At 41.3% G+C, this 13525-nt stretch carries 15 protein-coding genes; 8 read left to right on the top strand and 7 right to left on the bottom strand.

Annotated features, from left to right (window positions below; all coding sequences use genetic code 11):
- On the bottom strand, window positions 1-317 hold a 317-nt coding region (locus A33I_RS16300), incomplete at its 3' end, for a YwhD family protein (protein WP_022629414.1).
- Between the two features lie 99 nt (window positions 318-416).
- Here A33I_RS16300 and A33I_RS16305 point away from each other — a divergent pair.
- Window positions 417-653: a 2-hydroxymuconate tautomerase gene (locus A33I_RS16305; protein ID WP_152976489.1), complete on the top strand. Its 237-nt coding sequence runs from the start codon at window positions 417-419 to the stop codon at window positions 651-653.
- A gap of 81 nt (window positions 654-734) precedes the next feature.
- Here the strand turns inward: A33I_RS16305 and A33I_RS16310 are convergent, their stop codons facing one another.
- The 4 genes from A33I_RS16310 to A33I_RS16325 form a co-directional block, all read right to left on the bottom strand.
- The gene (locus A33I_RS16310; RefSeq protein ID WP_022629416.1) at window positions 735-1241 is read right to left on the bottom strand and encodes a YwgA family protein; all 507 of its coding nucleotides are present in this window, start codon (window positions 1239-1241) and stop codon (window positions 735-737) included.
- 13 nt (window positions 1242-1254) lie between these two features.
- Window positions 1255-2553, bottom strand: a complete 1299-nt coding sequence (locus tag A33I_RS16315; protein WP_022629417.1) for an HD domain-containing protein — start codon at window positions 2551-2553, stop codon at window positions 1255-1257.
- 227 nt (window positions 2554-2780) lie between these two features.
- Window positions 2781-4022, bottom strand: a complete 1242-nt coding sequence (locus tag A33I_RS16320) for a dicarboxylate/amino acid:cation symporter (RefSeq protein WP_022629418.1) — start codon at window positions 4020-4022, stop codon at window positions 2781-2783.
- A 224-nt stretch (window positions 4023-4246) separates the two neighbouring features.
- Window positions 4247-4471, bottom strand: coding sequence for a YuzB family protein (locus tag A33I_RS16325; protein WP_022629419.1), 225 nt, complete (start codon window positions 4469-4471; stop codon window positions 4247-4249).
- 193 nt (window positions 4472-4664) lie between these two features.
- Between A33I_RS16325 and lipL the strand changes: the two genes are divergently transcribed.
- Together lipL and A33I_RS16335 are read left to right on the top strand one after the other, a co-directional pair.
- Window positions 4665-5522, top strand: a complete 858-nt coding sequence (gene lipL / locus A33I_RS16330; protein ID WP_169790059.1) for an octanoyl-[GcvH]:protein N-octanoyltransferase — start codon at window positions 4665-4667, stop codon at window positions 5520-5522.
- Between the two features lie 87 nt (window positions 5523-5609).
- The gene (locus A33I_RS16335) at window positions 5610-6272 is read left to right on the top strand and encodes a type 1 glutamine amidotransferase domain-containing protein (protein ID WP_012960772.1); all 663 of its coding nucleotides are present in this window, start codon (window positions 5610-5612) and stop codon (window positions 6270-6272) included.
- A 141-nt stretch (window positions 6273-6413) separates the two neighbouring features.
- Here the strand turns inward: A33I_RS16335 and pta are convergent, their stop codons facing one another.
- On the bottom strand, window positions 6414-7412 hold the full coding sequence (pta, locus tag A33I_RS16340; RefSeq protein ID WP_022629421.1) for a phosphate acetyltransferase: 999 nt from the start codon (window positions 7410-7412) through the stop codon (window positions 6414-6416).
- A 271-nt stretch (window positions 7413-7683) separates the two neighbouring features.
- Here pta and A33I_RS16345 point away from each other — a divergent pair, with 271 nt between their 5' ends.
- The 3 genes from A33I_RS16345 (at window position 7684) to A33I_RS16355 (ending at window position 11410) form a co-directional block, all read left to right on the top strand.
- Window positions 7684-8427, top strand: coding sequence for an enoyl-CoA hydratase/isomerase family protein (locus A33I_RS16345; RefSeq protein WP_022629422.1), 744 nt, complete (start codon window positions 7684-7686; stop codon window positions 8425-8427).
- A gap of 129 nt (window positions 8428-8556) precedes the next feature.
- On the top strand, window positions 8557-9306 hold the full coding sequence (hemQ, locus tag A33I_RS16350) for a hydrogen peroxide-dependent heme synthase (RefSeq protein WP_022629423.1): 750 nt from the start codon (window positions 8557-8559) through the stop codon (window positions 9304-9306).
- A gap of 199 nt (window positions 9307-9505) precedes the next feature.
- Window positions 9506-11410 (top strand): sensor domain-containing protein, encoded by a 1905-nt coding sequence (locus A33I_RS16355; RefSeq protein ID WP_022629424.1) that lies wholly within the window; start codon window positions 9506-9508, stop codon window positions 11408-11410.
- 39 nt (window positions 11411-11449) lie between these two features.
- Here A33I_RS16355 and A33I_RS16360 read toward each other — a convergent pair whose 3' ends face one another.
- Entirely contained in the window at window positions 11450-11899 is a 450-nt protein-coding gene (locus A33I_RS16360) for an Lrp/AsnC family transcriptional regulator (protein ID WP_012960777.1), read from the bottom strand.
- Between the two features lie 164 nt (window positions 11900-12063).
- Between A33I_RS16360 and A33I_RS16365 the strand changes: the two genes are divergently transcribed.
- Both A33I_RS16365 and A33I_RS16370 read left to right on the top strand, forming a co-directional pair.
- The gene (locus A33I_RS16365) at window positions 12064-12696 is read left to right on the top strand and encodes a YitT family protein (protein WP_012960778.1); all 633 of its coding nucleotides are present in this window, start codon (window positions 12064-12066) and stop codon (window positions 12694-12696) included.
- Window positions 12697-12909: 213 nt separating this feature from the next.
- Window positions 12910-13341: a cell wall hydrolase gene (locus A33I_RS16370; protein WP_012960779.1), complete on the top strand. Its 432-nt coding sequence runs from the start codon at window positions 12910-12912 to the stop codon at window positions 13339-13341.
- Window positions 13342-13525: the final 184 nt, after the last annotated feature.

Here is a 13525-nt window from a genome sequence, read left to right on the forward strand (position 1 = left end):
CAGCCCGCTACTCCTGCATAATACGGCTTGCTGTCTTTATATTGAATTGTTACCCACACAAGCCAGTACAGTTTCCCATTTGGCACTTTTTCTTTATCAGGGAGAAATTTGATTCGTTTTTCTACTGCCGAACGAGCGTGAAGTGCGCCCATATCTACAAAAGCTTCACCTTCAGCAGGATCAACGAAAATTGGCGAAACATTGTCCAAATTCATGACCCCAGCCCCGTATCCACCATGACCAGAAGTAGAGTCTCCGCTTAAAATATTAAATCCGCCCGTTTTCTTTTTGAGATTGTCATTATTTAATAAATCCATTACCCAACATCCTTTCGTAGAGAAATCCTACTTTTGCTGCGTTCATTATTCTACCCTCATTATACACAATCCTCGTTTGTTCGGAAAATGTTTGCTAAAATGAATGTATCTACACATTACAAGTATGTATACATAAAAGGAGCGAATCTTATGCCAATCGTAACCGTACAATTACTTGAGGGACGTACTGATGACCAAAAACGTGCCCTAGTCGAGAAAGTCACTGACGCTGTTTCTGAAACGACAGGAGCGCCTGCTGAGCGAATCTCTGTCATTATCGATGAGATGAAGCCAACGAATTTTGCTGTTAACGGCAAGCGTCCTTCCGATCAATAATAAAAAAGGTCTGAATCACCTGTTGATAAGGTGTTCAGACCTTTTTTCTATCGTACATTTCCTGTTGCCTGGCTGATTATGCTATTGCTTTATGACCTTTTTTAGTCCTTCGATATACGTATAAGCTTGCTCAAAATCCTCATCTGTGTAATTTTGCTTACGTTTTAACGTTCGAACCTTTTCTTTTACTTCCTCTCGTGTTAACTCTTCAAAATACAACAATGTAGAAACGAGCTCTAAGAATCGTGCACTTTGCTCGTTTAAACTTTCAAAAACCGGTTTCACATCCGGTAAGTCAAACTGATACATACTCAGAAACTTTTCCCCGCGCGAAGACAGGGCGTATCTGTATTGATAGTAATTGCCTTTATCTTCTTTTATTTCAGCAACAAAGCCAAGGTTGCAAAGCTCCTCCATTCGAAGAGAAAGCTCCTCTGAATAGGGTCCGAACATATGAAATTTATAACGTTCTGAGAATGGGATATTCATTTTCTTAGCAATATAAATAATCTTTTGCAGCTTCTTCCGTCCAACTACTTCACCAGCTTGCAAAAAGACCGCCATGACTTTCGCGTGGTCTTGTAACAACCGTCACGCCCCCTTATTTCTTTAAAATCCGAAGAATCCGCTCTTTTTCCTCTTTATGTTCACGCACGTCCTCTAAGCAGTCGAGCGGAAAATACAATTTATGATCTGTTCGTTTTTTGCCGGAAATGGCTTCGACTACATCCGACTCACGAGAAAGCTCGCGGATCTTTCCATTTGGCAATACGAGATGGATCGGCAGCCTCTCCTCTTCTTCACCCGGACGATAGAAGTCATATGGAAGATCAGAGGAGGAATCAACGACTAAATAGTAATCAGGATTAAGATCTGCTTTTCTGAACAGTTCTTGCAGCTCCGGCCAGTCATTCATACGTTGATTGGGGTCAAATTCGACATATTTGAACAGACGTCTATTTAGGAATCTTACACAAAGATCACGTAAAATGCGATCCTCTTCTTCCTGCCAAATTTGAAAATAATAAAGGGTTATCGCCTCATCTAATCGTAAATAATCGTCCAAGCTCCCTTTTCCATGAAAGAAAGAATAAAAGTGCTCAGGCTTTTGCTTAAACTCGTAACCATTGAGATGGAGCTCCTTTGCGCGCTTGAAAATTTTGCTTAAAATTACTTCAGCGCTGCGAGTAACGGGGTGGAAATATACTTGCCAATACATTTGATAGCGACTCATAATATAGTCTTCTACCGCATGCATGCCGCTCTGTTTGATCACTACTTGGTCTTCCATCGGACGCATGACCCTAAGAATTCTCTCCATATCAAAATGACCGTAGCTGACACCTGTATAATACGCATCCCTCTGCAAATAGTCCATACGATCGGCATCAATCTGACTGGAGATGATACTCGTAATTAGCTTGTTTGAGTATGTTTTTTCGATGACATCGGCCACAGCTTGCGGAAAATCAGCACTAACATTTGTGAGCACTTCATTAATTTCAGTATCGCCTAAAATAATTTCTCGCGTCCATTCTTCATGATCCATGTCAAAGACCTTTTCAAAGGAATGTGAAAAAGGGCCGTGGCCTACATCATGAAGGAGTGCGGCTGACAGCGTTAAGAGACGGTCTTCGTCTTTCCAATGCGGACGACCGTGAAAGACGTCTAAAATCCTTCTCGTAATCTCATATACGCCTAAAGAATGATTAAACCGCGTATGCTCTGCACCGTGAAATGTCACATAGGTTGTGCCTAGCTGGCGAATTCTTCTAAGCCTTTGAAATTCCTTCGTGCCGATTAAAGCCCAAATTAGTTCATCACGCACATGGATATAGCGATGCACAGGGTCTTTAAACACTTTTTCCTCTTCAAGCTGCCCGTAATATGGTGTCGTCATGGTTTAAACCTCTCCCAATCACTCATGTATAGTGCCTCTATTATAACGAAAGAACTATGCATTGTCTCTTCTCTAGAGAGGATTTACACCAATTTAACAGAAGCACAAGGGGACTTAACCCTTTTTCTAAATCCTTATCCAATACCCTTATTTTCATGTTTAAAACACCAAAAAAGTACGCAGCATCGGGCCGCGTACTTTTTTTGATTAATCTCTTTGTACCTATCTTAGGCTTCCACACTAGACTCTTTTTGAACAGTCTGATGCTTTTCTTCTGTACGATCAACAACAACCGCACAAGAGGCATCACCCGTAATATTTACAGCTGTACGCAGCATATCAAGGATACGGTCAACAGCTAATACAAGCGCAATACCTTCAACAGGAAGGCCGACAGATGTTAATACCATCGCAAGCATGATCATACCTACACCAGGCACACCAGCCGTACCGATACTTGCAAGTGTTGCCGTAAGAACAACTGTTAACAAGTCACCCATTGACAGCTGCACCGCATACACCTGAGCAATGAACACAGTCGCCACAGCTTGCATAATCGCTGTACCATCCATGTTAATCGTTGCTCCAAGCGGCTGAACGAAACTTGAAACCGGCTTAGATACTCCTAACCTTTCCTGTGCCGTTTTCATTGAAAGCGGCAGGGTCGCACTACTGCTTGATGTACTAAAAGCAACCGTCATTGCAGGGAAGAAGTTTTTAAAGAATTGAACAGGACTCTGCTTTCCTAGTAAAGCGACAAATCCGCCGTACGTAATGACTGCGTGAATGAGCAGGCCTAAGACTACAGCAAGCATATACATAATCATAGAAGCAAGTACATCATACCCCTGCTCTCCTAAAGCAGAAGCGATTAAGGCAAAGGCCCCGTATGGAGCAAGTTTCATAGCAACTGTTACAAGGTACATCATAATTTCATTACCCTGCTCCATTAACCTCATAACACCGCGTGTTTTATCACCAAGCTTGGCCATTGCAAGACCAACCAATACCGCAAATGCAATGATCTGAAGCATTTCACCTGAAGCAAGCGCTTCGATAGGGTTAGTAGGAATGATGTTTAATAATGTCTCCATTACAGGAGGTGGTTCTTCTGCTGCAAATTCCTCACCAGCTTCTCCCATCAACCCTGGGTCACCAGGCTGGATAATAAAAGCAACTGTTAAACCGATAACAAGAGCAATCGTAGTAGTTAATAAATAATAGCCGACAGTCTTACCACCAATCCGACCTAGCTTTTTAGGATCTCCCATTCCCGCTGTACCGAGAACAATCGAGAAAAATACAAGCGGCACAACGAGCATTGTAATTAATTTAAGAAAAAGCTGCCCGAGTGGTGTTAAGAAATATGCATCTACTGTTACAAAAGCTTCTGGCGCCCATGCATTAAATGCAAGACCTACCCCCACACCCAAAATGAGGGCAATAATAATCTTTTTTGTTAAGCTCATAATAAACCATCTCCTCTCTCTTTGCTGCCAATCTATGATGTCACTTGCCTATTCTGTTTTGTCTTCTTACTATTGTCTTATTTTTGAGAATTTTTTTCTAAGCCCTAACCCTTTCCCTATTGTATCCGATTGCAAACCATCTTTTGAAGTGAAAGATTATGGGATTCGACAATTTTCGTCAAATTCTAAAAAGAAATCCTGACTAAAAGAATAAGCCAGGATGATTATTTTTTCAACTTTTTCTCTACTTTTTCAATCACCTGATCCTCATCAGGAGCTGCAACAGGGCGGTTATTTACGAATACAAAAGATTTTTTCCGGCCTGGTCCACAGTAGGACTGGCAGCGGATATCAATCGATGCATCTGGATCGACTTTTTTCAAGCGAGGCACGAGCGTTTTAATATTTGTCGCTTGGCATTCATCACAAATGCGAAATTCATTAGCCATCTCCATTTTCCTTTCTATACAAATTATCTATTTTTATTCACTAAAGTTTTATGTGTAAGCAGGATGTCCAAAAAAGACACGGACTATCCACTAGTATATCACACTCTGAGGAGACAGCAATCATTAATAACTGATTTAACACCTATTTGATTTCTCATTATCCCTCTATCACATGCTATAATAACTGTTATTAATGCATGTTAAGGAGTCATTACCTATGAGCCAAAACCTACTGACTTTTACTAATAAATGGAGATTTATAGATCACTCGACATTGGGTCCTGCCTTTGATGCCCTTCAATCCTTTGCCTATGATGACACAATCTGTAAAACGGCCGGTGAGGACGGGATGTCTACGCTCAGAAGCTGGGTTCATCATCAAACGGTTGTGCTCGGTACTCAAGACAGCCGCCTGCCGCATATTGAAGACGGGATTACTTATTTAAAAGAACAAGGCTATCATGTGATCGTCCGAAATTCAGGCGGCTTAGCCGTAGTGCTTGATGAAGGTGTCTTGAACCTTTCTCTTATTATGAAAGAAGACAAGAAAATCTCGATTGATGCCGGATACGAAATGATGTTTGAACTGATTAAAGATGTGTTTAAGCCATACGGCAAGGAAATCGAAGCATATGAAATCGTCGGCTCCTACTGTCCAGGCAGCTTTGATCTAAGCATAGGCGGCAAGAAATTTGCCGGTATATCGCAACGCAGAATCCGCGGCGGAGTAGCTGTACAAATATATTTATGTATTACCGGAAGCGGAGCGAAGCGCGCAGAAATGATTCGCGAATTTTATCGCCATGCCGTTCAAGGCTCGTCGGCAAAATTTGATTACCCAAAGATTGAGCCAGAAACGATGGCCTCTTTATCTGAACTCCTCAATACCTCACTTACGGTCTCAGAGGTCATGATGAAAACATTGCAGTCCATGCAGCGCATGGGAGCTGACCTTTCAATGGATGGATTTACAGGTGAAGAGATGGATTTGTATGAGAAAAATATGGTCCGTGTAACCCAGCGTAACAACCGATGTCTACATATAGAGTAGGCATCGGTTGTTTTTTCGTCTACGTTTTAATTTGCTTATTACGGGAAAAGTATTGTTGTAGTGTTTTTGATGAAGGAGGAATAATCGATGTCTAAAAAAGTACTGATGGTTGTAACGAACCATACGACAATATCAAACGGTCAAAAAACAGGATTATGGTTAGAGGAGTTTGCTGTTCCTTATAACCTTTTTAAAGAAAAAGGCTATGACGTTGAAGTAACAAGCATTCGCGGCGGTGATGTCCCTCTTGACCCGAACAGCTTAGAAGACGCAGATAAGCCGGAATGGAAAAAGGCAAAAGATATTCTGCGTGAGACGAAAAAGCTTTCCGTTGATCATGCTAATGGAGCCGACGCGATTTTCCTGCCTGGCGGTCACGGTACGATGTTTGACTTCCCGGATAATGAAACGCTGCAATCAGTGATTCAAACACTCGCTGAAGAGCAAAAAGTAATCGGTGCTGTCTGCCACGGGCCAAGCGGATTAGTAAATGTGACGTACAAAGACGGAACGCCACTTGTTAACGGTAAAAAAGTAAATGGATTTACCGATGAAGAAGAAAAAGAAATGCAGCTTGAAGACCATATGCCGTTTATGTTAGAGGAAATGCTCCGTGAACGCGGCGGTGAATTTATAGCGGGTGACAAATGGACAGATTTCTCCATCCGCGACGGCAACCTTGTAACCGGCCAAAACCCAATGTCTAGTGAAAGCACTGCAAGAAAAGTGATTGAAGCATTAGAAGACTAATCATTGTGTAGCAGAAGCCAAGCGAATATCGCTTGGCTTTTTTACGTTTCAAAGAAATTAATTGATTATGCTTGCATTAGAACATCATAACAAAAAAGAACCCTAGGAGCTCCTAAGGTTCTTTTCGTGATTACGCTTCAATTATGCTTCAGTTGTCGCTTTTTGATTAATTGCTTGCATCGCTGTAATTAATGACAGCTTATAAACATCCGCTGCGTTACAGCCGCGGGATAGATCGTTTACCGGTTTGTTTAACCCTTGAAGGATTGGTCCGATTGCATCATATCCGCCAAGACGCTGCGCAATTTTGTATCCTAAGTTTCCTGACTCAAGACTTGGGAAAATAAATACATTTGCTTGGCCTTGAAGTGGTGAATCCGGTGCTTTCTTTTGTGCAACAGCTGGAACAAATGCTGCGTCAAATTGGAACTCCCCGTCAATCACTAAGTCTGGGCGTGACTCTTGTGCTAATTTAGTTGCTTCTGATACTTTCTTCGTTTCAATTGAAGATGCTGAACCTTTTGTAGAGAAGCTAAGCATTGCTACTTTAGGATCAAGGCCGAAAACTTTTGCTGTTTCAGCTGTAGCAATCGCAATTTCCGCCAACTCTTCGCTGTTTGGCGCAATATTGATGGCACAGTCACCAAATACAAATTTTTGTTCTTCTTTCACCATCACGAACACACCAGATGTACGTTTAATTCCTGGCTGTGTTTTGATAATTTGAAGTGCCGGACGAACCGTATCACCTGTTGAATGAGCCGCTCCGCTCACAAGTCCATCTGCTTTGCCCATGTAGACAAGCATTGTTCCGAAGTAGTTTACATCAACTAATTTTGTACGTGCGCTCTCTTCTGTTTCTTTCCCTTTACGACGTTCAACAAATGCTTCTACCATTGCATCCATTTCATCGTAATTATTCGGGTCAAGAACCTGAACGTTTTCACCTAAAACAATGCCTTGCTCGCTTGCTTTAGCTGTAATCTCTTCTTTATTTCCAACTAAGATCGGTTTAACGACTTGATCTGCTCCAAGCTGTGCTGCCGCTTCTAAAATACGCTCATCTGTACCTTCAGGAAGTACGATCGTCGGCTGATGTTTCTCAACCTTTTCTGTAATTTCTTTAAATAAATCACTCATGATTTATTCCTCCTTCTTTGCATCCGTCACTTTGTCTATAGAACAAGAATACTCCTCTTATACCCAAAAAGGAACCGGTCAGCACAAGATAATTAAAGTAGAAATTTTTCAAAAAATCTCACGCATTTCAAGGGTTTAAGCCCTATTCCCATCCCTGCCTGAGGTGAAACGCTTTCAATTTTCTTAGGATTTCCACAGGAAAATTCAAGTATGTGTCGAAAGTAAAAGAAGTAATGAAATTATAGACGAAACTTTTTAGGAGAGTGACACAATGAACCAAGAAGTCGTTTTATATGAAGTACATGATCAAGTAGCGACGATTACTCTTAATCGTCCACATGTAAAGAATGCTTTAAATGTAGAAATGCATACGGCTCTATATGATGCATTTAATGAAGCAAACAAAAACGAGAATGTACGTGTTATTGTGCTTGAAGGACGGGACGGTGCCTTTAGTGCAGGAGCTGACTTAAAGAGCTTCGCTGAAGAAGATGTTGATTCGGTTGATTATGGCACTTATTTACGTGAAACATACAACAAACTGATTCTTCAAATGATGAATATCGAAAAGCCCATTGTAGCCAATCTAAACGGCATTGCTGTTGGTGCTGGCTTAAGCATTGCGCTTGCTTGTGATTTCCGTGTCGCACATAGAGACGCTAAAATCGGACTTGGCTTCATGAAGATTGGTTTAGTTCCTGATGCAGGAGCTTCCTACTTCCTGCCAAGATTAGTCGGCTTAGGGAAAGCGACTGAGCTTGCGCTAGGTGAAATCATCTCTGCAGAAGAAGCAGAAAGAATTAACCTCATTAATCAAGTCGGCACCCCGGAACCATTGGTCGCACATTTGAAAACGGTTTCTCCCGCCGCATTTGGTTTAATGAAGAAAAACTTCCGTAAAGGCTTTGATAAGAGCTTAGAAGAAGTACTTGAAATGGAAGTAGAAACACAACGCATTGCTGGTGCGACAAAAGAACATAAATATGCGGTTGCTCAGTTTGTGAACAGAGCATGACATTTCACACCCCGGACTCGCCTCTGGGGTGTTTGTTATTTTTGGAACCGCCTTATTTATGGTATAGTAACGAGTGATAAGGAATACTTAAGATACGTTACATATATCGCTAAAGGAGTGTTTTATAAAATGAACGAAGCTGCTAAAACGCTAGACGGCTGGTACTGCCTGCATGATTTCCGTACGATTAATTGGCCTGCTTGGAAAATGCTTCCCACTGAAGAGCGCCAGCAAATTTTGAATGAATATATTACAATGCTTGAGGGCTGGGATACGACAGAAAAAGCAGGAAACGGCAGTCATGCTGTTTATACAGTTGTAGGTCAAAAAGCCGATATTATGTTCATGCTTCTCCGCCCAACGATGGAAGAGCTAAATGAAATTGAGAACGCTTTTAACAAAACTCGTTTTGCTGAGTTCACGATTCCTACTTATTCTTACGTTTCTGTAGTTGAGCTAAGTAACTACATGGCAGGCGACAGCGATGAAGATCCATATCAAAACCCGCATGTTCGTGCTCGTCTGTACCCAGAGCTTCCGAAAGCAAAGCATATTTGCTTCTATCCAATGGACAAGCGCCGTGATGGCGATGATAACTGGTACATGCTGCCGATGGACTCTCGTCGTGAAATGATGCGCAGCCATGGGATGATCGGCCGCAGTTATGCTGGCAAAGTAAAACAAGTAATCACAGGCTCTGTTGGCTTTGATGATTGGGAATGGGGCGTAACATTATTCGCTGATGACGTGCTTCAGTTTAAGAAACTTGTTTATGAAATGCGCTTTGATGAAGTATCCGCACGTTTCGGTGAGTTTGGATCGTTCTATGTTGGAAACATCTTAACAGAAGAAAACCTGCAAAGCTTCTTCAATATTTAAGAAGGCACAAGCACTAGACCAGATGAGGTCTAGTGCTTTTTTATTCCTCTGTCATTTTTCTACAACAAATTGTTTTTTCATTGAAGGAAAATCGTACAAATTGTGTTAACATGTGAATAAATAACCATGATATTACTACCCACATAATATAATTTAGGACTTATTACTCATATACACACGAATTAAGGAGGGGTGCAGATTGAATAGTGTATTACCGGTAAGAGACTTGTCATTAACATCGCATATTTTACATGCCTTAAATGAGGCATCTATCATTGCCATTACCGACAACAAAGGGACGATTACGTTTGTAAACGATATGTTTTGCAAAATTTCAAAGTATGACAGGGATGAATTGCTAGGACAAAACCATCGAATGCTCAAGTCTAGTTATCATTCAAGTGATTTCTTTGTACATTTATGGCGAACAATCAGCCGAGGAAAAGTATGGAGAGGCGAGGTAAAAAATAAAGCAAAAGACGGCAGCTTTTATTGGGTACACACAACCATCGTTCCTTTTCTCGACAGCCGCGGCAAGCCTTATCAGTATGTTTCGATCCGAACAGACATTACCGAACGAAAATGTACAGAAGAGTTGTTAAAACGTTCCTTAGACCAACTAGCAAACTCGAATCGAAAGTTACTAGATCCTCACCACACTCCATCTCAAACGACAATTCATGATGATCTTGGACAATCGATTGATGAAAGCATGGCTGCCTATCCAGAAATCAGGCAGTTAATGACTCAATTTAATGAAATGAACATACGAATTAATCAAGCACGGAAACGGATTGAACACCAAGCCTATCACGATGCGTTGACAGGACTGCCTAACCGTTATCATATTGAAGAATATTTAAAGCGTTCAATTGAGTACGCCAAAGTAAACAACTCTTCCCTCACACTTCTGTATCTAGACCTAGACCGCTTTAAACTTGTGAATGATTTACTCGGTCATCAAGTTGGGGACCTTTTGTTAAAGGAAGTAGCAGAAAAGCTTTCTCAGACGATTTGTGAAAACGGGATGATTGGCAGACAGGGCGGCGATGAATTTCTCATTGTACTAGAGGACATGAATGAAGAGGAAGTCAGAGCGATTGCAGGACGTATTCTTGATTGTCTTTCCTACCCCTTCGTTTATGCAGGAAAGGAGTTTTTCATTTCACCTAGTATCGGCATCAGCATGTTCCCTAAAGATGGAAATGATATTGAGAGTATGATGAAGAACGCCGATACGGCGATGTATATGGCTAAAGAGCGCGGTAAAAATAACTTTCAATTTTATTCAAGCGAACCAAGCAGTCTTTTAAGCAGAAGACACCTGCTTGAAAACAAATTAAGAACAGCCCTAAAAAACAAGGAGTTTATCTTGAACTATCAACCTCAAGTTCATCTGAATTCCCACGAACTTAGAGGGTTTGAAGCTTTAATCAGATGGAATAACCCTGAACTTGGTTTGATAAGCCCTGAGGAATTTATCCCTATCGCCGAAGAAACGGGAATAATCACCGATATAGGAACCTGGGTACTTAAAGAGGCCTGCCGCCAGAACAAAGCATGGCAGGAACAAGGATTTGTCAGAGTTCCTGTTTCTATTAATGTTTCTTCCCAGCAGTTCAGAGACCCAGAATTTGTATGGAACGTATTGAATGTACTAAAAGAATCCAAGCTTCACCCTCAGTACCTAGAAATTGAATTAACAGAAAGCACCACTCACCATTTTGTGCACACAGTTGAAAAGCTTCAGCTGATAAAGCAATACGGTATTAAAGTAGCCATTGATGATTTTGGGACTGGGTACTCTTCTTTGAGCGCTCTAGACCAGCTTCCCATTGATATCTTAAAAATCGACCGCTCATTCATTAAACATATTTTGACAAACCCTAATAAGGCAGCGATCGCCAAGACAATTATTGATTTAGGACATAATCTTGATTTTAAAATTATTGCCGAGGGAATTGAAGAACCTTCCCAAGCTGATTTTCTAAATGAACATCAATGCCATATCGGCCAAGGCTTTCTTTTTCACCCACCCCTGAATCCAACAGACGTTGCACGTCACTACCAACACTTATTTAATGAGATACCTTTTTTTAATTGAATTAAACAAAAAGAAACGGCGGAGATAAGCCGTTCTTTTTTATTCTTTACTCTCTTTAATCGGCAGAATTGAGCGATAAGGTACAGGCGAACCTATGACCGTTGAAGTATTAATATTGCCATATGGAATTAAGGTGTCGATTAAGATTCTCATACTATTCATCGTAGGTACGGCTGCTTTTAGAAAATAACTAACTTCCCCTGTCACACGATGGCACTCAATGATTTTCTCTTCTCTTTTCACCATTTCCTCAAACTCTTGCAGCGGAACCTTCAGCCCGCTTACGAGAATAATTAGCAGAATTTCTCTCCCTACAGCCTCAAAAGAAATACGAGCCGAATATTCTTCAATGATTCCCTTTTCATGCAATCGTTGCAGCCTTTCAGACACACTCGGACGGCTGAGGGCCAGCTCTTTTGATAATTCGCTGATTGTTATCCGAGCATTTTGCTGCACTAGTTCGAGTATTTTGATATCTATTTTGTCCATCACACTCTCCCCTTTACACTTTGATATAAAACAACTATCAATCTATTCTAAATGAAGGATAAACAAGTTTTATTCCTTCATTATACTATGCAAAAACGTCCAATCAACGATTAAAATTAAATATATGATATAGTGCGGATTTATATTGAGGAAGGTGTGATTAGATGAAGAAATGGCTGATGATCTTGCTTGCGATTGTTATCACAAGTATAGGTGTTATTCTTTTGAAGCATGCAAATATTGTTACGGGCGGAACAGCAGGTCTTTCATTAAGTGTGGCATACTTATTAAGCCTGCCATTCGGGGTGACGTTCTTCTTAATTAATATTCCATTTTATATTTTCTCAATGATGAGAATGGGCTGGAATTTCACGTTTACCACCATTATTTCTGTAAGCTTATTATCGGTTGTCACAGGGTTTGACTACTTTTTGCCTGCTTTCACTGTACCGATCTGGGTAGGTGCGGTTGTCGGCGGATTTATAATTGGTATTGGTCTATCTCTTTTATTTATGAATGGGTCATCTCTTGGTGGAGCCAACATTTTAGCATTGTTCCTTCAGAAACGCTGGAATATTGACCCGGGCAAAACGACATTTGCCTTTGATTTCATGGTTGTTTTAACAAGCTTTTATACAGTTGGATTCTTACGCGGTATCGCATCGGTTCTCTCGATAGCCGTTACGGCACGAGTAATCAGCTACTTTAAAAACGAAATTGCTAGAAGAAGAGAAGAGCCTTCTAAAGAGAAGGTGCTAAAGCAGCAGCCTAAACAGCAAGTTCCAGTAACTGAATAGGTTTGGACGAATAAAACACATTGACTCATAGTCAATGTGTTTTTTATTTTCGTTGTTTTTGGAATAAGCCCATATGACGCTTCATATAGTCAAGTAACGGTAATGGCCTCGCCAATCGTCGTGTTCTCTGCTACATAGAGGCACAACAAAACGCTCCTCGAAGTGAAGTAAAACCTCAAAAGACATACATCAACTTTGAATGGAGGTGGAGAAATGGCAGTGATAAAGACGTCTTCAAGCGATATTGATATGCTCGCTCGGCTGATGCGTGCAGAGGCCGAAGGTGAAGGAGAAATCGGTATGATGGCAGCAGGAAATGTCATGGTTAACAGGGTGAGGGTTGGCTGTCTCGACTTTACAGATGTTACCTCAGTCCCCCAAATGGCCTTTCAGTCGCCAGGTGGCTTTGAAGCGGTACAAAAAAGCTATTTCTATCAACATGCGAGAGAACGGGATAAACGTCTTGCAAGACGCGCAGTCGCAGGAGAACGCACACATCCTGCAGAGTTTGCATTATGGTTCTTCAGGCCAGACGGCGCCTGCCCAGCACAGTGGTGGGGTCAATGGAACTCCGGACGCTACAAAGCACATTGCTTCTATACACCACTAGCATCTGAATGCCCAGAAGTATACTCAACGTATTAATGAGAAGAGCGGAGGGGTTCGTTTAGGTATGAGGGGGATGGAGCTTTGACAATGAGAAGCGCTCTTTGCTTCGTTTGGCAAAGTGAAGCCACCGATTACCTGAACCCTGAAGCTAGACATGAAAAGCGGAGGGGCATGTTCTGGCATTCGAAAACTTAGGGGAAGCAAAAAGAAGTCGTTTTTT

Origin of the sequence: Alkalihalophilus marmarensis DSM 21297 (assembly GCF_000474275.2) — a bacterium.
GTDB lineage: Bacteria > Bacillota > Bacilli > Bacillales > Bacillaceae_D > Alkalihalophilus > Alkalihalophilus marmarensis.

Bases quoted from the DNA above. Each gene is read 5' to 3' on its own strand.
- A33I_RS16305 (WP_152976489.1), top strand. From the start codon at position 417: ATGAATGTATCTACACATTACAAGTATGTATACATAAAAGGAGCGAAT.
- A33I_RS16315 (WP_022629417.1), bottom strand. From the start codon at position 2,553: ATGACGACACCATATTACGGGCAGCTTGAAGAGGAAAAAGTGTTTAAA.
- A33I_RS16320 (WP_022629418.1), bottom strand. From the start codon at position 4,022: ATGAGCTTAACAAAAAAGATTATTATTGCCCTCATTTTGGGTGTGGGG.
- A33I_RS16325 (WP_022629419.1), bottom strand. From the start codon at position 4,471: ATGGCTAATGAATTTCGCATTTGTGATGAATGCCAAGCGACAAATATT.
- lipL (WP_169790059.1), top strand. From the start codon at position 4,665: ATGCATGTTAAGGAGTCATTACCTATGAGCCAAAACCTACTGACTTTT.
- A33I_RS16335 (WP_012960772.1), top strand. From the start codon at position 5,610: ATGTCTAAAAAAGTACTGATGGTTGTAACGAACCATACGACAATATCA.
- pta (WP_022629421.1), bottom strand. From the start codon at position 7,412: ATGAGTGATTTATTTAAAGAAATTACAGAAAAGGTTGAGAAACATCAG.
- A33I_RS16345 (WP_022629422.1), top strand. From the start codon at position 7,684: ATGAACCAAGAAGTCGTTTTATATGAAGTACATGATCAAGTAGCGACG.
- hemQ (WP_022629423.1), top strand. From the start codon at position 8,557: ATGAACGAAGCTGCTAAAACGCTAGACGGCTGGTACTGCCTGCATGAT.
- A33I_RS16360 (WP_012960777.1), bottom strand. From the start codon at position 11,899: ATGGACAAAATAGATATCAAAATACTCGAACTAGTGCAGCAAAATGCT.
- A33I_RS16365 (WP_012960778.1), top strand. From the start codon at position 12,064: ATGAAGAAATGGCTGATGATCTTGCTTGCGATTGTTATCACAAGTATA.
- A33I_RS16370 (WP_012960779.1), top strand. From the start codon at position 12,910: ATGGCAGTGATAAAGACGTCTTCAAGCGATATTGATATGCTCGCTCGG.